The sequence below is a fragment of the Pseudomonas sp. Irchel 3A7 genome, from assembly GCF_900187565.1.
GTDB lineage: Bacteria > Pseudomonadota > Gammaproteobacteria > Pseudomonadales > Pseudomonadaceae > Aquipseudomonas.
The window spans coordinates 18,148-34,150 of sequence record NZ_FYED01000011.1; the positions used below are offsets into that span (position 1 = coordinate 18,148).

13 protein-coding genes are annotated in these 16,003 nt (G+C 59.6%); 3 read left to right on the forward strand and 10 right to left on the reverse strand.

The genetic code is table 11. The annotated features are described in order from the left end of the window. Window positions 1–42 precede the first annotated feature (42 nt). The 3 genes from CKW21_RS18430 to CKW21_RS18440 form a co-directional block, all read right to left on the reverse strand. Window positions 43–1,656: an NAD(P)/FAD-dependent oxidoreductase gene (locus CKW21_RS18430; RefSeq protein WP_095195386.1), complete on the reverse strand. Its 1,614-nt coding sequence runs from the start codon at window positions 1,654–1,656 to the stop codon at window positions 43–45. A gap of 95 nt (window positions 1,657–1,751) precedes the next feature. After that, window positions 1,752–2,417, reverse strand: coding sequence for a COG3650 family protein (locus CKW21_RS18435; RefSeq protein WP_095195387.1), 666 nt, complete (start codon window positions 2,415–2,417; stop codon window positions 1,752–1,754). Between the two features lie 194 nt (window positions 2,418–2,611). Further along, window positions 2,612–3,211, reverse strand: coding sequence for a short chain dehydrogenase (locus CKW21_RS18440; RefSeq protein ID WP_095195388.1), 600 nt, complete (start codon window positions 3,209–3,211; stop codon window positions 2,612–2,614). A gap of 105 nt (window positions 3,212–3,316) precedes the next feature. Here CKW21_RS18440 and CKW21_RS18445 point away from each other — a divergent pair, with 105 nt between their 5' ends. Continuing rightward, window positions 3,317–4,225: a LysR family transcriptional regulator gene (locus CKW21_RS18445; RefSeq protein WP_095195389.1), complete on the forward strand. Its 909-nt coding sequence runs from the start codon at window positions 3,317–3,319 to the stop codon at window positions 4,223–4,225. 183 nt (window positions 4,226–4,408) lie between these two features. On the opposite strand, the gene CKW21_RS18450 is transcribed toward CKW21_RS18445, so the two are convergent. The 5 genes from CKW21_RS18450 to CKW21_RS18475 form a co-directional block, all read right to left on the reverse strand. Further along, window positions 4,409–5,110 (reverse strand): ABC transporter ATP-binding protein, encoded by a 702-nt coding sequence (locus tag CKW21_RS18450; protein ID WP_057716104.1) that lies wholly within the window; start codon window positions 5,108–5,110, stop codon window positions 4,409–4,411. Beyond that, a complete protein-coding gene (gene livG / locus CKW21_RS18455; RefSeq protein WP_095195390.1) occupies window positions 5,111–5,878 on the reverse strand; it encodes a high-affinity branched-chain amino acid ABC transporter ATP-binding protein LivG in 768 nt (255 codons plus the stop codon). Then, window positions 5,875–7,131 carry a high-affinity branched-chain amino acid ABC transporter permease LivM gene (locus CKW21_RS18460; RefSeq protein WP_095195391.1) on the reverse strand — a complete coding sequence of 419 codons (1,257 nt, stop codon included), beginning with the start codon at window positions 7,129–7,131 and terminating at the stop codon, window positions 5,875–5,877. The genes livG and CKW21_RS18460 overlap by 4 nt, the downstream gene beginning before the upstream one ends. Next, entirely contained in the window at window positions 7,128–8,051 is a 924-nt protein-coding gene (gene livH, locus CKW21_RS18465) for a high-affinity branched-chain amino acid ABC transporter permease LivH (RefSeq protein WP_095195392.1), read from the reverse strand. The genes CKW21_RS18460 and livH overlap by 4 nt, the downstream gene beginning before the upstream one ends. Before the next feature lie 232 nt (window positions 8,052–8,283). Further along, the gene (locus CKW21_RS18475) at window positions 8,284–9,411 is read right to left on the reverse strand and encodes a branched-chain amino acid ABC transporter substrate-binding protein (protein WP_095195393.1); all 1,128 of its coding nucleotides are present in this window, start codon (window positions 9,409–9,411) and stop codon (window positions 8,284–8,286) included. 349 nt (window positions 9,412–9,760) lie between these two features. On the opposite strand from CKW21_RS18475, the gene CKW21_RS18480 reads away from it, so the two are divergent. After that, window positions 9,761–10,066 (forward strand): DUF2288 domain-containing protein, encoded by a 306-nt coding sequence (locus tag CKW21_RS18480; protein ID WP_095195394.1) that lies wholly within the window; start codon window positions 9,761–9,763, stop codon window positions 10,064–10,066. A 268-nt stretch (window positions 10,067–10,334) separates the two neighbouring features. Here CKW21_RS18480 and CKW21_RS18485 read toward each other — a convergent pair whose 3' ends face one another. Then, entirely contained in the window at window positions 10,335–12,530 is a 2,196-nt protein-coding gene (locus CKW21_RS18485; RefSeq protein WP_095195395.1) for a hypothetical protein, read from the reverse strand. A 197-nt stretch (window positions 12,531–12,727) separates the two neighbouring features. Between CKW21_RS18485 and CKW21_RS18490 the strand changes: the two genes are divergently transcribed. Further along, the gene (locus CKW21_RS18490; RefSeq protein ID WP_170948690.1) at window positions 12,728–13,624 is read left to right on the forward strand and encodes an NAD(P)-dependent oxidoreductase; all 897 of its coding nucleotides are present in this window, start codon (window positions 12,728–12,730) and stop codon (window positions 13,622–13,624) included. Here CKW21_RS18490 and CKW21_RS18495 read toward each other — a convergent pair. Then, complete coding sequence (locus CKW21_RS18495) at window positions 13,581–15,797, reverse strand: bifunctional diguanylate cyclase/phosphodiesterase (RefSeq protein ID WP_305885268.1); 2,217 nt, start codon at window positions 15,795–15,797, stop codon at window positions 13,581–13,583. The two genes, CKW21_RS18490 and CKW21_RS18495, sit on opposite strands and share 44 nt — an antisense overlap. Window positions 15,798–16,003: the final 206 nt, after the last annotated feature.

Sequence of the window (16,003 nt, forward strand, 5' to 3'; positions counted from 1 at the left end):
CTCCGATTTCGCGAGCAAGCCCGCTCCCACAGGGGATTTGTATCAGGCCTCGATGCCGAGAATGTCTCGGGCAACTGCTTCCGCAATCCGAATCCCATCCACACCCGCCGACAGAATCCCCCCCGCATAACCCGCGCCTTCACCGGCCGGGAACAAGCCCTTCACGTTCAGGCTCTGCATCGACTCGTTACGGGTGATCCGCAGTGGCGACGAGGTGCGGGTCTCGATTCCGGTCAAGACCGCGTCGTGCAACGAGTAACCGCGAATCTGCTTCTCGAATGCCGGCAAGGCTTCGCGAATGGCTTCGATGGCGAAGGCTGGCAGGGCCAGCGCCAAGTCACCCAAGGCAACGCCAGGTTTGTAGGACGGTTCAACGCTGCCCAGTTCGGTGGACGGCTTGCCCGCGATGAAGTCGCCGACCAGTTGCGCCGGTGCTTCGTAGTTGCTGCCGCCCAGCACGTAGGCGTGGGACTCCAGGCGTTCCTGCAGCTCGATACCGGCCAGCGGACCGCCCGGATAGTCGACTTCCGGGGTAATCCCGACGACGATCCCGGAGTTGGCGTTGCGCTCGTTACGCGAGTATTGGCTCATGCCGTTGGTGACCACGCGGTTCGGCTCGGAGGTCGCCGCCACCACGGTGCCGCCCGGGCACATGCAGAAGCTGTAGACCGAGCGACCGTTTTTGGCGTGGTGTACCAGTTTGTAGTCGGCGGCGCCCAGTTTCGGGTGACCGGCGTATTTGCCCAGGCGCGCGCGGTCGATCAGCGACTGCGGGTGCTCGATACGGAAACCGACCGAGAACGGCTTGGCTTCCATGTACACGCCGCGGCCGTGGAGCATGCGGAACGTGTCCCGGGCGCTGTGGCCGAGGGCCAGGATCACGTGTTTCGAATGAATCTGCTCGCCGCCGTGGAGTTCGACGCCGACCAGTTGCCCGTCTTCGATCAGCACGTCGGTGACCCGCTGCTGAAAGCGCACTTCACCGCCGAGGGCGCGGATCTCTTCACGCATGTTTTCCACGACGCCGGTCAGACGGAACGTACCAATGTGCGGTTTGCTGACGTAGAGGATTTCTTCCGGCGCACCGGCCTTGACGAACTCGTGCAGGACTTTGCGGCCAAGGAATTTCGGGTCCTTGATCTGGCTGTAGAGCTTGCCGTCGGAGAACGTCCCCGCACCGCCTTCGCCGAACTGCACGTTGGATTCGGGGTTGAGTACGCTTTTGCGCCACAGGCCCCAGGTATCCTTGGTGCGCTGGCGAACATCGGGGCCGCGCTCGAGGATGATCGGCTTGAAGCCCATCTGCGCCAGCAGCAGCCCGGCGAAAATGCCGCAGGGTCCGAAGCCGACGACGATCGGACGCGCGCTCAGGTCGGTCGGCGCCTGGCCAACCATTTTGTAGCTGACATCCGGTGCCACGTTGACGTTACGGTCATCGGCGAACTTGTGCAGCACCGCAGCCTCATCGCGAACGTTGAGGTCGATGGTGTAGATGAAGCACAGCTCGGAGGATTTTTTGCGCGCATCGTAGCTGCGCTTGAACAAGGTGAAGTCGAGCAGATCATCGCTGGCGATGCCCAGGCGTTGCACGATGGCAGGGCGCAGGTCTTCATCGGGATGGTCGATCGGCAGCTTGAGTTCAGTGATTCGTAACATGACGGGATCCGGTTCGCGGGGCGCACAACTGCGCCAGGGCGTTTGAAGGCGGCGATTATAAGCCGCAAAGACCGGGTCCCGTGAGGCTTAAACGATCAGTCGTCGCGCGATCCGCCGAAATACCCGCAACCGCGTTGCACCTGGCCGTCGATCCGCAGCTCGGCACTCATGTGCAGGACGCTGCCGCTGCTGCTGTCGACGCAGCGTTGCGGCGCGACCCACAGTTCGATGTGTTGATTATTGGCTTCGGTACTGAGATTGAAGCGGCCATCGCCCAGTTGCTCTTCGACGTAGGGGACGGCCAAGGGTGGTTGGGCGACGCGGTCGATGATCATGCCTTTACCGCTGACTCTCACACTCCACTCGGGCTCATGGCCAGTCGCGCGCAGGATCAGCTTTTTGAAGTCGGGATCGTCACAGGCGTGACCTGTCTGCTCGATGCGATACAGCTGTTCAATGTCGAGTTGACCGTCGCCGGAACCGGCAACGATCCGCCCACGCACATCGGCAAACAACTTGCCCTGGGCATCGGCCAGGCTCGCGGCCTGTTGCAGGACACTGGTGCCGCCCGTGTCGTTGACGGCATAACGACGTTGCTCGCCGCAGGGCTGGAACAACAGTTTGCCGTCGGCGGCGCTCAACTGGCCTTGCATGCGGGTCTGGCCCACGTGAGAGGCGCTTTCACGCGAGCCGTCGAGCAACTGACAGGCTGCGAACAAGGGGAGCAGGGCAACAAGGACTAAGGAACGGGCAACATGCATCTTGGGGTCTCCTGACAAGTGCCGCCACGTTACTCAGCCTGATCCTCCATCACAACCCTGGCGATGGGTATCAATCACCCTGTAGGAGCGAGCTTGCTCGCGAAAAACATGAAGGCGCCGCGTTCATTCAGATAGTCCTCGCCATCGTTAACGCCCATCGCGAGCAAGCTCGCTCCTACAGGGAGGGTGTTGTGTTAGCCGACGTGAAAGGTCTGGCCGGTCAGCAAGCCTTCGACACTCTTGGCGTAGGCCAATGCCACATCCGCCGCAGGAACCGGTTTAAAGCCGCGGAAGTACGGGGCGTATTTACCCATGGCTTCGACCAGCACGTTCGGGCTGATCGAGTTGACCCGCAGGCCGCGTGGCAGTTCGATGGCGGCGGCACGGACGAAGCTGTCCAGCGCGCCGTTGACCAGCGCTGCCGAGGCACCACTGCGGATCGGGTCGTGGCTGAGCACACCGGTGGTGAAGGTGAACGACGCGCCGTCATTGGCAAACTCGCGGCCGATCAGCAACAGATTGACCTGGCCCATCAGCTTGTCTTTCAGGCCCAGGGCAAAACTCTCTTCGGTCATCTCATCCAACGGGGCGAAGGTCACGTTGCCGGCGGCGCTGATCAACGCGTCGAACTTGCCGGTTTGCTCGAACAGTTTGCGAATCGAGGCGCTGTCGCTGATGTCCACCTGAAAGTCGCCGCTGTTGCGGTTGATGCGTACGATTTCGTGGCGTTGAGACAGTTCCTTGTCGATGGCCGAACCAATGGTGCCGCCTGCGCCGATCAAAAGAATTTTCATGTTGCCGTTCCTCCACTGGATTGAATGTGGCTTCAGTTTAGGGTGGTTTTTTCTGCTGATAAGCGCGCTAATAGGCAACCTTTGGTTTTCAAATGGAAACAATCCATGAGTGAAATGGATGATCTGGCGGCGTTCGCCGTATTGGTCGAAGCGGGCAGTTTTACCTTGGCCGCCCAGCAGCTCGGTTGCAGCAAGGGGCAGCTGTCCAAGCGTATCAGCCAACTGGAAACGCAATTTGCCGTGGTGTTGTTGCAACGCACCACACGACGCCTGAGCCTGACGGCAGCCGGTGCGGCGTTGTTGCCACAAGCCCAGGCGCTTGTACTACAAGTGGAAAGGGCGCGTCAGGCCCTGGCGCGATTGAAGGACGATATGGCCGGTCCGGTCCGTATGACAGTTCCGGTGTCGCTGGGAGAAACCTTCTTTGATGGCCTGCTGCTGGAATTCTCGGCCAAGTACCCCGAGGTGCAGATCGAACTGGAGCTCAACAACAGTTACCGCGAACTGGCGCGCGACGGCTTCGATCTGGCGATCCGCTCTGACGTGGCCAATGACCAGCGACTGGTGGCGCGTCCGCTGCTGGCCTGGCACGAGATGACCTGCGCGAGCCCGGCCTATCTGGAGCAATACGGTGAACCGCAGACACCCCAAGCGTTGGCCGAACACCGATGCCTGCTCAACAGTCATTACAGCGGTCGAGAGGAGTGGCTGTATCACCAGCAACACGAACTGCTGCGGGTACGGGTCTCCGGGCCGTTCGCCAGCAACCATTACAACCTGCTGAAGAAAGCTGCCCTGGCCGGCGCCGGTATTGCCCGTTTGCCGTCTTACCTGCTGCCGGCGGAATTGGCTGACGGACGTTTGCGCTGGCTGTTACGTGACTATCAGACCCGAAGCATGCCGATGTACCTGGTGCATCCGTATCAAGGCGGCTTGCCGAAACGCACGCAGGTGCTGGCGGATTATTTGATGGGGTGGTTCAAGCGCAGTGGGGAAGCGCTGGATCGGCTATAAACCGCAAGCGCACATCCTGTGGGAGCGAGCCTGCTCGCGAATGGGGGCGTGTCAGATACATCAATGTTGAATGTCCCACCGCTTTCGCGAGCAGGCTCGCTCCCACAGGGGGGCAACGTCGCTGTTGAGATTGGCGCAAAAAAAACGGCCCGCGAAGGCCGTTTTTTTGTTTACCGCAAAGGCTCAGCCACCGAGGTAGGCGTCACGCACTTTCGGATCGGTCAGCAGCGCTTCACCGGTGCCGGTCATCACCACCCGGCCGTTTTCCAGCACGTAGGCACGGTCAGCGATTTTCAGCGCCTGGTTGGCGTTCTGCTCGACCAGGAACACCGTCACACCGTCCTTGCGCAGTTGTTCGATGATGTCGAAGATCTGCTGGATGATGATCGGAGCCAGGCCCAGCGACGGTTCGTCGAGCAGCAACAGCTTGGGCTTGCTCATCAGTGCACGGCCGATGGCGAGCATCTGCTGTTCGCCGCCGGACATGGTGCCGCCGCGCTGGTTGAAGCGCTCTTTCAGGCGAGGGAAAAGTCCGAGGACCTTGTCCATTTGTTCCTGATAGTCGCCCTTGGCCGTGAAGAAACCGCCCATGGACAGGTTCTCTTCCACGGTCAGGCGGGAAAACACCCGACGACCTTCCGGAACCACGGCGATGCTCTTGCGCATGATCTGCGAGGAGTCCTGGCCGACCAGTTCTTCACCCATGTAGCGGATGCTGCCGCTGTGGGCCCGAGGCGAACCGCACAGGGTCATCAGCAGCGTGGACTTGCCGGCACCGTTGGCGCCGATCAGGGTCACGATTTCGCCCTGGCGGACTTCGACGTTGACGCTGTGCAGGGCCTGGATCTTGCCGTAGAAGGTGGAAACGTTTTCGAACTGCAGCATTTACGCTTCCCCCAGGTAGGCTTTGATCACTTCAGGATTGTCGCGGATCTCATCCGGCGTACCGTTGGCCAGAGGCGTGCCCTGGTTGATCACGACGATATGGTCGGAAATGCTCATGACCAGTTTCATGTCGTGTTCGATCAGCAGCACGGTGACATTGTGCTCTTCACGCAACACGCTGATCAGCGCCTTCAGATCTTCGGTTTCCTTCGGGTTCAGGCCGGCGGCCGGTTCGTCGAGCATCAGGATCCGCGGACGGGTCATCATGCAGCGGGCGATTTCCAGGCGACGTTGCTGACCGTAGGCCAGGGTGCCGGCCGGACGGTTGGCGAATTCACGCAGGTTGACCTTGTCCAGCCAGTACTCGGCATATTCCATGGCCTCGCGCTCGCTTCTGCGGAACGACGGGGTCTTGAACAGGCCGGACAGGAAGTTGGTGTTCAGGTGACGATGCTGGGCGATCAAGAGGTTCTCGACCGCGGTCATGTCCTTGAACAGCCGCACGTTCTGGAAGGTACGCACCACGCCTTTGAGAGCGATCTTGTGGCCCGGCAGGCCTTCGATCTGCTCGCCGTCCAGCAGGATGCTGCCGCCGCTCGGCTTGTAGAAGCCGGTCAGGCAGTTGAACACGGTGGTCTTGCCGGCGCCGTTGGGGCCGATCAGTGCAACCACTTGTTTCTCTTTCACGCTCAAGGCAACGCCGTTGACCGCCAGCAAGCCGCCGAAGCGCATGCTCAGGTTTTCTACTTTAAGGATCTCGCGGCTCATTTGCGCAGCTCCATGTGAGGACGTTGCATGGGCAGCAGACCCTGAGGGCGCCAGATCATCATCAGTACCATCAAGGCACCGAACATCAACATGCGGTACTCACTGAACTCACGCATCATTTCCGGCAACAGGATCATCACCACGGCGGCCAGGATCACACCCAGCTGCGAGCCCATGCCACCCAGTACCACGATGGCGAGGATGATCGCCGACTCGATGAAGGTGAAGGACTCCGGCGTGATCAGGCCTTGACGGGCAGCGAAAAAGCTACCGGCGAAACCGGCGAAACTGGCGCCCAGGGTAAAGGCCGACAGTTTGATCACGGTAGGGTTGAGACCCAGTGCACGGCAGGCGATCTCGTCCTCGCGCAGTGCTTCCCAGGCGCGGCCCAGCGGCATGCGCAGCAGGCGGTTGATGACGAACAGCGCAGCCAGTGCCAGGAGCAGCGCAACCAGGTAAAGGAAGATCACCTTGTTGATCGAGTTGTATGCCAGGCCGAAGTACTCGTGGAAAGTCTGCATGCCTTCGGCGGCTTTACGTTCGAAGGTCAGGCCGAAGAACGTCGGTTTCTCGATGTTGCTGATGCCGTTCGGACCGCCCGTGAGGCCGGTCAGGTTACGCAGGAACAGTCGGATGATTTCACCGAAGCCCAGGGTCACGATCGCCAGGTAGTCGCCGCGCAGACGCAGCACCGGGAAACCGAGCAGGAAGCCGAAGGTGGCCGCCATCAGGCCGGCAATCGGCAGGCAGATCCAGAAGCTCAGGCCGTAGTAGTGCGACAGCAGCGCATAGCTGTAGGCGCCGACGGCGTAGAAGCCGACGTAACCGAGGTCGAGCAGGCCGGCCAGGCCGACCACGATGTTCAGGCCCAGGCCGAGCATCACGTAGATCAGCACCAGTGTCGCGATGTCCACCGCGCCGCGAGAGCCGAAGAACGGCCAGATCAGCGCACCGGCGATCAACGCAATGATGAACCAGCGTTGGGTGCTCGGCAGGGTCAGGAAGTTGGTGGCCTTGGCCGGGATCAGCGGCATGCCTGGCGAGGAGCGCCAGGCCGAGCTGATCTGCTGGTCGAACAAGACACGCAGGAACATCAGCACCGAGCACACGGCGATGGTGATCAGCGTGGCGGTGCTGGTGCCGTGGACTTCGAGGTGGATACCGACGATGGTCAGCTTCAGACCCAGTACCGGGTAGGCCACGGCCCACACCAGCAAGGCGCTGAAAAACGCCTGTTTAAGATTCCTAGTCATACTTTCTCAACCTCCGGACGGCCCAGCAGGCCGGTTGGCCGGAACAACAACACCAAAACCAAGAGACCGAAGGCTACGACGTCCTTGTACTGGTCGCCGAAGATATCGGCACCGAAAGCTTCTGCCACACCCAGTACCAGCCCGCCGAGCATGGCGCCCGGAATGCTGCCGATACCGCCCAGTACCGCGGCGGTGAAGGCCTTGAGGCCGACCAGGAAACCGGCGTTCGGGTTGATCACGCCGTATTGCATGCTCAGCAGCACGGCCGCGATGGCCGCCAGCGCGGCACCGATGACGAAGGTCAGGGCGATGATGTTGTTGGTGTTGATACCCAGCAGGTTGGCCATCTTGATGTCTTCGGCACAGGCGCGGCAGGCGCGACCCAGGCGAGAGCGGGAGATGAACAGCGTCAGGCCGAGCATGGCGATCAGGGTCACCACGAACACCACGATTTGCATGTAGGAAATCAGCACTTCATGTGCGCCACCTGGCCCGAAGGCAAAGTTGCCCGGAATCAGGTTGGGAATGGATTTGTCCTTGGAGTCTTGCGCCAGCAGAACCGTGTTCTGCAGGAAGATCGACATGCCGATGGCGGAGATCAGCGGGATCAGACGGTTGCTGCCGCGCAAGGGGCGGTAGGCGATCCGTTCGATGCTGTAGCCGTAGGCACTGGTGACAACGATGGTCGCCAGGAAAGCGGCGGTCATCAACAGCGGAACACTGTCGAGTCCCATCATGGCCAGCCCGGCGATGGCGATGAACGCCACGTAGGATCCGATCATGTACACCTCGCCGTGGGCGAAGTTGATCATTCCAATGATGCCGTAAACCATCGTATAGCCGATGGCGATCAGGGCATACGTGCTGCCAATGGTCAAACCATTAACCAGCTGTTGGAAGAAGTGATAGATGTCAGGCATTACAGCGCTCCTAAAAACCTGATACGCATTTCACTGGTGGAGTCATTTTCCCGCCCGATCCCGTGGATCTGCATCCACTTCGGACTCGGGGTTTGCCAGCGAACCGCTGATGACGGTTTTGAGATTTTCAGGTGGGGAGACTAGCGGATCACGCCAGCGCGGCCCAGGTACGTTCGTAAAACAAAGCCCACGGCACGCCGTGGGCTTTATTGGCAGTCAGTCAGGCAAGGCCTTACTGAGGCTTGGCTTCAGTTTTTGGTTTGCCGAAGTGCCACTCGTAAACCACGAATTTGAAGTCTTTCAGGTCGCCTTTCTCGTCGAAGCTCAGGTCGCCGGTAGGCGTCTTGAAGGTGCCGGCGTGGATGGCTTCAGCCACTTTGGCGGAGTCTTCGGACTTGGCAGCCTTGATGCCGTCGGCGATCACGGTCACAGCCGAGTAGGCCGGGAACACGAACGGACCGCTCGGGTCTTCTTTCTTGGCTTTGAACGCGTCAGCCAGGGCGACGTTGGCCGGATCCTGGTCGAAGGATTTCGGCAGGGTCACCAGCAGGCCTTCGGAGGACTTCTGGGCGATCTGCGAGATCGAATCGTTACCCACGCCTTCCGGACCCATGAACTTGGCTTTCAGGCCTTTTTCATCCGCTTGACGCAGGATCAGACCCAGCTCCGGGTGGTAGCCGCCGTAGTAGACGAAGTCGACGTTGGCTTGCTTGAGCTTGGCGATGATCGAGGAGAAGTCTTTGTCGCCGGCGTTGATGCCTTCGAACACGGCAACCTTGGTGCCTTTCTTCTCGAGGGTTTGTTTGACGGCAGTGGCGATGCCTTCACCGTATTGCTGTTTGTCGTGCAGGACAGCAACGATTTTCGGTTTTACGAAATCGGCGATGTAGTTACCGGCGGCAGGGCCCTGGGCGCTGTCCAGACCGATGGTGCGGAACACCATTTTGTAACCACGGGTGGTGATGTCCGGGCTGGTGGCAGCCGGGGTGATCATGATCACGCCTTCGTCTTCGTAGATGTCCGAAGCCGGTTGAGTGGAGCTGGAGCACAGGTGGCCGACCACGAATTTAACGCCGTCGTTGACGACTTTGTTCGCGACCGCTACCGCTTGTTTTGGATCACAGGCGTCATCGTATTCAACGGCTTCGAGTTTCTTGCCGTCTACGCCGCCTTTGGCGTTGATCTGTTCGATGGCCATTTTGGCGCCACTGAACTGCATGTCGCCGTATTGGGCTACAGGGCCGGTTTTAGGGCCGGCGATGCCGATCTTGATGGTGTCAGCTGCGAACGAATGGCTGGCAACCCCGGCCAGAACCATAGCGGCAAACAGTTTGGAAATCTGCTTAGTAGCCTTAGTCATAGTGCTCCACTCTTACTGTTGTAGTTTTTATAGTCCTGGCGCCGTCGGCAGCAGAACCGGGTCAGTATCTACGACATTCCCCGGAAAAGCCCCTCGGCAACTGTACCGGTACAGTGTAGAGCGCCGATTGTCAGCCTGGGAAGCTGGCGCCAGGGGGCAAAACTTGGGGGTGTCGCTTTTTTGAAAGAAAAAGTCAGAATTGCGGCGGGGCGTTGACGGGCTTATAGCCAGATTCCGTGCATTCCTTGGCTTTCCTGCTCTTTTCATTCAGTGATGCAAATTGCTTCTGGGTTTTTCTGCCAGACCACCGACGTTATCATTGCGTCAATTTCTTTTCCGGACCGGACCCATGACTGAAGAACCTAGCACCCTCTATGCCAAGCTGCTTGGTGAAACCGCATCTATTACCTGGAAGGAGTTGGAGCCGTTCTTTGCCAAGGGTGCCCTATTGTGGGTCGACCCCGGCCTGGATTTGATCGCTGCCGCCGAGGCCGTGGCCACCGACGAAGGTGAGAAAGTCGCTGCCTGGCTGGCCTGCGACAAGGTCGCCAAGCTGTCTGAAACGCGGGCGCTGGATCTTTTCGAACGGGATCCGCAGTTGTGGGCAGTGGTGGTTTCGCCGTGGATCCTGATCCAGGAAAGAGCAAAGGCCTGAATGCATGCACTTGTTTGGTGCGCGTCGCCGCTGACCAAAAGTGTGTAGCCGAGTAGCGTGATGGCACGTTGCCGTAGAGAAAAGCCACAGCTTCACGGTGACGTAAACGTAACGGGAACAGTTGAGCGGGCAGCCTGAGGGCTGCTCAATTGTTTCTGGATGTTGGGATTGCGTGAATCCGAGGAGGTCTTCGCGAGCAGGCTCGCTCTCCCAAGATCATCACTGAATCCTGTGGGAGCGAGCCTTCTCGCGAAGGGAACGACGCGGTTTAGAAGGTTTTGCCTGTGTGGTTATTCAGCGAAATAACCTTGGTCTTGCCGATGCGGTGACGGTAGATCTCACGCAGGTATTTGATCGCTTTCTTCACGCAATCGCGCGACAAACGAATGTCGTTGATCGAGACAAACTTGTCCTTGTCGTTGATCAGCTCGCGGTATTTCTTCTCGTACATCGGTTTGATCGCGTACCAGTTGGTATCGAGGATCTTCGCCGGGTTCTCGAACTCGTTGAGCAAGTCATCAATCCGCGCTTCGTCGAACTCTTCGTTGACGATGAAGTCCAGCATCGAGTTATCCAGGGTTTCGTCGAAACGGTACGGACTGCGTGCGAAGCAACGTTTGATGAAGGCCACGATCAGCGTCAGGAAGTCGTCCGACAGGCACGGGCTCTTGGCGATCAGGGTGGTCAGCGACAGGTTGGCCGAGGCACCGATTACCAGTGCGTAGCGTTTGAGCGTGGTATTGGGGAACAGGTTGTTGAGATGGGTCTTCAACCGGTTCAGGTCCATGTAGGACAGCTTGTAGTCCTTCGGCAGCGAAACGATCGACACCACCGACGAGCAGTTCTTGAAGAAGTGCAGGTCGTGCAGGGCCGCCGCGTCGTAGCCGGAATTCTTGTACTGCTCCAGCGACGCACGATAGCGCTTGGACTCGATCGGCAGCAGGCTGATGCCTTCGATGGCCTGGGTGACCTTGTTGAAGTGCGGCAGGTCGATGGAGCGGAAGAACAGATCGTCGATGTTCAGGCGCTGCGGCTCTTTCTCGAACACCTTGAACTTGTCGCTGGTAGGCGCCGGGGTTTCCGGGACCACGGACTCGGCGTAGGCAATCGCCACCGGGCCGGCCAGGCTCATGAACAGGTCGTTGGCGTCCAGGCGAATGGTTTCGCCGATGTCGATGCCGGCGCGACGGAAATAGTTCTGGTCGTAGTCGGTCGTTACCGCTTGCGCCGTCAGAATGTTGAAGATCTGCTGCGAGATGTACTGGTTGGCGTGCTTCTCCATGGCATTGACATCAATGTTCTGGATGTTGCCGTCGTCGCTTTCTTCGGCGTAACGCATGATGTCGTTGGAAATCAGCATCATCGCGTTCCACGGGCGGATACGGCCCATGACGCTGGCTTCGCTGCTGTCTTCGTTGGCGAAGTTGTAGGAGAAGTCCCACTCTTCCGACAGGTATTTACACAGCAGCCGACCGGCGTTGATGTGCAGCGCTTCGGACATTTCACTGCGGTGATCGGAAATGTTCGGCAGCACACAGATGCCGCTGGTGAAAATCGGCTCGAAGACGAAGGAGTGACCGCTCTTGCTGTCGTGCTCATCCATCGGCTTGGTGTCGAAGGTCTTGTTCATGTACGAGTGTTGCTGGGCCAGGCCGAATTCCGAAGCCATGCCCGACCCCGTACCGCCACCGGCACTGAAGATCGAGAAGTACAGGCGCGATTGGTTGGCCTTGATGCCGCAGCTGTCGATCAGGTACGAGTGAATCATCTTCCAGTCAGGGCTGGAGAAGCGCTGGGTGTCCTTGTTCAGGATGATCTTGGCCAGGTATTGGCCGAGGATCGGCGCGTTACCGGCGCCACCGGCGTGGACTTCCGACAAGTCCATGATTTTCATTTTGCTGTAGTCGCGCAGGAAACCGCTTTTTTCACCCTTGCGCGAGAAACGGATGCGACCGGCGATGTCTTTGTCGAGGTCGCCGAGCATCACCAGCGGCTCTACCAGGAACACCGGTTTGGTCGCCTTGTTCGGCATCAGGCGCAGGTTGGTGCGAATCCATTGGGCCGGGCTGTAGCCTTTTTCGGCATAGCGCTTGTCCGCCGACAGGCGGTCTTCACTGTTGAATTCGTTGAGGTAGAACTTGCGGGCGTTGTATACCAGCTCCGCGACATCCAGCGCGATGTTCGAACCGCAACGGCCCAGGCCGATCAGGCACACTGACGGGAATTCCTGGTCGCTGTGCTGTTCGTTGTCGCCTTCCAGGTGCGGTGGACGCGGGAACACCATGTCGCGCAGGCCGTCGAGGTTGTCGAGGATGCGGTCGGTGTTGGTTTCGGTGAAGTACAGGTATTGCTGGGTCGCCAGCGGGCGTGACGGGAGCAATGGCTTCGACGATGAAGGGCTGTTCGCCGCGGGGCTCAAGGTCAGGTCGGATACCGCAGTGGCCGGATTGTTTTTGGAAGTCATTGTTCGCCATGTACCTGGGCTGGTTGGTCGGGCGACACGCTGTCGTCGAACCGTCACGGATGAGAACTCGCGTCTTTTATCAGCGCGTATTTGGCCCAAGCGTCAGAGCCGTGGCCTGAGCGTCGCTCGGGGGAATCCTTTCCTGAGTCATGATGAATCGGCCGATATTCGGCGATCTTTAATCAAAAAGAGGCAAAATGATGTCAACACTACCTTCGTTGGGTTTTGCCGGAATCGGTCTGATGGGGCTGCCGATGTGTCGGCGCCTGCTGGCGGCGGGTTATCCGCTGACGGTGTGGAACCGCAATCCGGCCAAATGCGCGCCGCTGGTCGAGGCGGGTGCCCGCCAGGTCGCGACACCGGCTGAGTTGTGCCGGCACGCGGACTTGGTGATGTTGTGCCTGGCGGATACCTCGGTGGTGCGTGAAGTGGTGTTTGGCGCGACCGGGGTGGTCGAAGGCGCGAAAAACGGCCAGTTGCTGGTGGATTTCTCCAGCCTGGAACCCACCGCGACGCGGGAAATGGCAACAGAGCTTGCCAGCCGGACCGGCATGGGCTGGCTTGATGCGCCGGTGTCCGGTGGCGTGGTCGGTGCCGAGGCGGGGAGCCTGGCGATCATGGTCGGTGGCGACGCGGCGAATCTCGAACGCATCAAACCCGTGTTGTTGAATCTGGGCCAGCGCGTGACCCACATGGGCGCTGTCGGAGCCGGGCAGGTGACCAAGGCCTGCAACCAGATGATCGTCGCCTGCAATGCGCTGGTGATTGCCGAAGTGGTGGCGCTGGCGGAGCGTTCCGGTGTCGATGCGAGCCTGATCGCCGAGGCGCTGGCCGGTGGTTTTGCCGATTCGAAACCTTTGCAGATCCTCGCCCCGCAAATGGCCGAGAGCCGTTTCGAGCCGGTGAAATGGCATGTGCGGACCTTGCTCAAGGATCTGGACACGGCGGTGAAGTTTTCCCGCGAGCAGGGTTCGGCGACACCGATCAGCGGCCTGGCGGCGCAGCTGATGCGACTGCATGGCGGGCAGGGGTTCCTGGAAAAAGACCCGTCTACATTAGTGCAGATGTACCGTGCAGCAGATTCAATGAGGTAAGGGTGTAGGTGTGCCTGCGCTGGTTGATTTCGTTCAGTACCGGACATAATTCAGCCAGCGGCACCGGCCGGCTGAGCAGGTAACCCTGAACGAAGTCGCAATCGTGGCATTCGAGAAACTGGTATTGCTCGAAGGTTTCGACGCCTTCGGTGACCACGTCCAGATGCAGAGTGTGGGCCATGGCGATAATCGCCTGGACGATTTCCATGTCCTGGGTCGACTTGGGAATGTCCTGAATGAACGAACGGTCGATTTTCAGCGTGTTCAGCGGCAAGCGCTTGAGATAGGCCAGGGACGAGTATCCGGTGCCGAAATCATCGATCGACAGCGACACGCCCAAGGCGCGGATCTGTCGCAGCAGTACCAGGGTGTCGGCGATATTGCCCATCAGGGCATTTTCGGTCACCTCCAGCTCCAGTCGTTGCGGCGCGACTCCCGCGCTGCGCAATGCCTGTTCGATTTGCCCCGCCAGTTCCTCGCGCGCCAGGCTCAGGGGCGAGCAGTTCACGGCGATCTTCAGGGCTTCGCATCCCTGGCGCGACAACTCACCGAGGTCTTCACAGGCTTTGCGCAGCACCCAGTTGTCCAGTTCGGTGATCAGGCCGTTGGCCTCGGCGAGGGGGATGAAGCGGTCGGGTGCGAGGAATCCGTGGACCGGGTGTTGCCAGCGAATCAATGCTTCAAGCTTGCTCACCTGGCCGGTTTTCAAGTCGTAGATCGGTTGGTAATAGAGCATCAGGCCGGTGTCCTCGCGCAGGGCATGGCGAAGCTCTTCCTCCAGTTGCAGCTCCAGTGTGGCCCGTGCCTTGAGGTTGGCACTGAAGAAATTCAGGCCATTGCGCCCACTGCCCTTGGATTGGTACAGCGCCAGGTCGGCGTTTTTCAGCAGCTCGTCGCAGGTCTTGCCGTCATCGGGAAACAGGCTGATGCCGATGCTGGTGGTCATGACCATGCGCCGCCCGGCCAACTCAATGGGCTCCTTCATTTTCAACATGATCCGCTGCGCCATGTGCCGCGCTTCTTCGCGATCATGCAGGTTGATGAGCATGCAGAACTCGTCGCCACCAAAGCGCGCCACCACGTCTTCATGGCTGCGCACCGAGCCTTTGATGTGGCTGGCGATCACTTTGAGCAACTCGTCGCCGGCGTCGTGACCGAGGCTGTCGTTGATGCGCTTGAAATGGTCGATGTCGAGGAACAACACGGCGAGCATGCCGCCCCCATGGGTTTTCTCGATGAGTTTCTCGGCGAACAGCTGGTTGAAACCGCGGCGGTTGATCAGGTTGGTCAAAGGGTCGTAGTGCGCCACCTGTTGCAGCGACATGCGGGCCTGATCCAGTTGGGTGAGCAGTGAGTTGACCCGCTGCAGGTCATGCTCCTTGTGTTGCAGCTTCTTGTCCGCCAGCGCCGCACTGACGCTGCTGCCGATGATCAGCAGCGTCATCACCGCGACCGTCAGGCCCAACTGCAGATGGTTGTTTTCCCCGGGTTGGATCACGAGGCTACCGGTGGGCAGTACCAGATTGAAGGCGGCCATGCCGGTGAAATGCATGCTGATGATGCCTGTCCCGAGTACCAGGCTGGCGCTGTATTTGAGCAACTGATGGAACATCCCGGCGCCGTTGCGCAAGTAGTTCGCCAGCAGCAATGCCGCGAGGCTGGCGCCAATCGCCACCACGATGGAGAGGGCGAACAAGGTCGGTTGATAGTAGGTCATCGCCGGCGAGCGCAGGGCGGACATGCCTACGTAATGCATGGTGGCAATGCCCAGGCCGATCCAGATCGAAGCTTTGAGGCATTGCCAGAAGTTCAAGGCCGGGCGGCTGAGCGTGTGCATCGCCAGCCATGAAGCCAGCAGGGCGATCAACAGGGAGGCAAGGGTGATGGGTAGATGGTAATGCACATTGACCGGCGCCTGGAACGCCAGCATACCGATGAAGTGCATGGCCCAGATTCCGCCGGCCAGGCACCCGGCACCGACCCAGCGCCATAGGCGTCGGGAGGCGGGTTTTTCCGCATGGGCGACGCGCTCGGCCATGTCCAGCGTGGCAAAGCTGCCGGCACAGGCGACCAGATAAGCCAGTAGCACCAGAAAAGGGTCATGTATGCAATTGAGTATGACCTGCCCGCTCTCTGGCAGCTCGGTAATGAAATGCAGACCAAGCCACTCCATAGCATGCCCCATGTTGATTCCCTGACCGGTGCAAGCAACGCCGGCGAATGTCCTGAAGTATAGAGGTCAGGTACGGATCGCAAGCGGTAGTGGCAAATTGGCGTCTACCATTTTGGAATGAACGTTAGAGCGTTTGGAAATAAGTCGTTGCATGAGCAGCTCCGGGCGCCATGGACAGGTATCAGCTTTACGAATAATTACAGACA

What these genes read in the sequence shown, in the direction of transcription:
- CKW21_RS18435 (WP_095195387.1), bottom strand. Translation starts at nt 2,417, where the DNA reads ATGCATGTTGCCCGTTCCTTAGTCCTTGTTGCCCTGCTCCCCTTGTTC.
- CKW21_RS18430 (WP_095195386.1), bottom strand. Translation starts at nt 1,656, where the DNA reads ATGTTACGAATCACTGAACTCAAGCTGCCGATCGACCATCCCGATGAA.
- CKW21_RS18480 (WP_095195394.1), top strand. Translation starts at nt 9,761, where the DNA reads ATGACTGAAGAACCTAGCACCCTCTATGCCAAGCTGCTTGGTGAAACC.
- livG (WP_095195390.1), bottom strand. Translation starts at nt 5,878, where the DNA reads ATGAGCCGCGAGATCCTTAAAGTAGAAAACCTGAGCATGCGCTTCGGC.
- CKW21_RS18440 (WP_095195388.1), bottom strand. Translation starts at nt 3,211, where the DNA reads ATGAAAATTCTTTTGATCGGCGCAGGCGGCACCATTGGTTCGGCCATC.
- CKW21_RS18490 (WP_170948690.1), top strand. Translation starts at nt 12,728, where the DNA reads ATGATGTCAACACTACCTTCGTTGGGTTTTGCCGGAATCGGTCTGATG.
- CKW21_RS18485 (WP_095195395.1), bottom strand. Translation starts at nt 12,530, where the DNA reads ATGACTTCCAAAAACAATCCGGCCACTGCGGTATCCGACCTGACCTTG.
- CKW21_RS18460 (WP_095195391.1), bottom strand. Translation starts at nt 7,131, where the DNA reads ATGACTAGGAATCTTAAACAGGCGTTTTTCAGCGCCTTGCTGGTGTGG.
- CKW21_RS18450 (WP_057716104.1), bottom strand. Translation starts at nt 5,110, where the DNA reads ATGCTGCAGTTCGAAAACGTTTCCACCTTCTACGGCAAGATCCAGGCC.
- livH (WP_095195392.1), bottom strand. Translation starts at nt 8,051, where the DNA reads ATGCCTGACATCTATCACTTCTTCCAACAGCTGGTTAATGGTTTGACC.
- CKW21_RS18475 (WP_095195393.1), bottom strand. Translation starts at nt 9,411, where the DNA reads ATGACTAAGGCTACTAAGCAGATTTCCAAACTGTTTGCCGCTATGGTT.
- CKW21_RS18445 (WP_095195389.1), top strand. Translation starts at nt 3,317, where the DNA reads ATGAGTGAAATGGATGATCTGGCGGCGTTCGCCGTATTGGTCGAAGCG.
- CKW21_RS18495 (WP_305885268.1), bottom strand. Translation starts at nt 15,797, where the DNA reads ATGGAGTGGCTTGGTCTGCATTTCATTACCGAGCTGCCAGAGAGCGGG.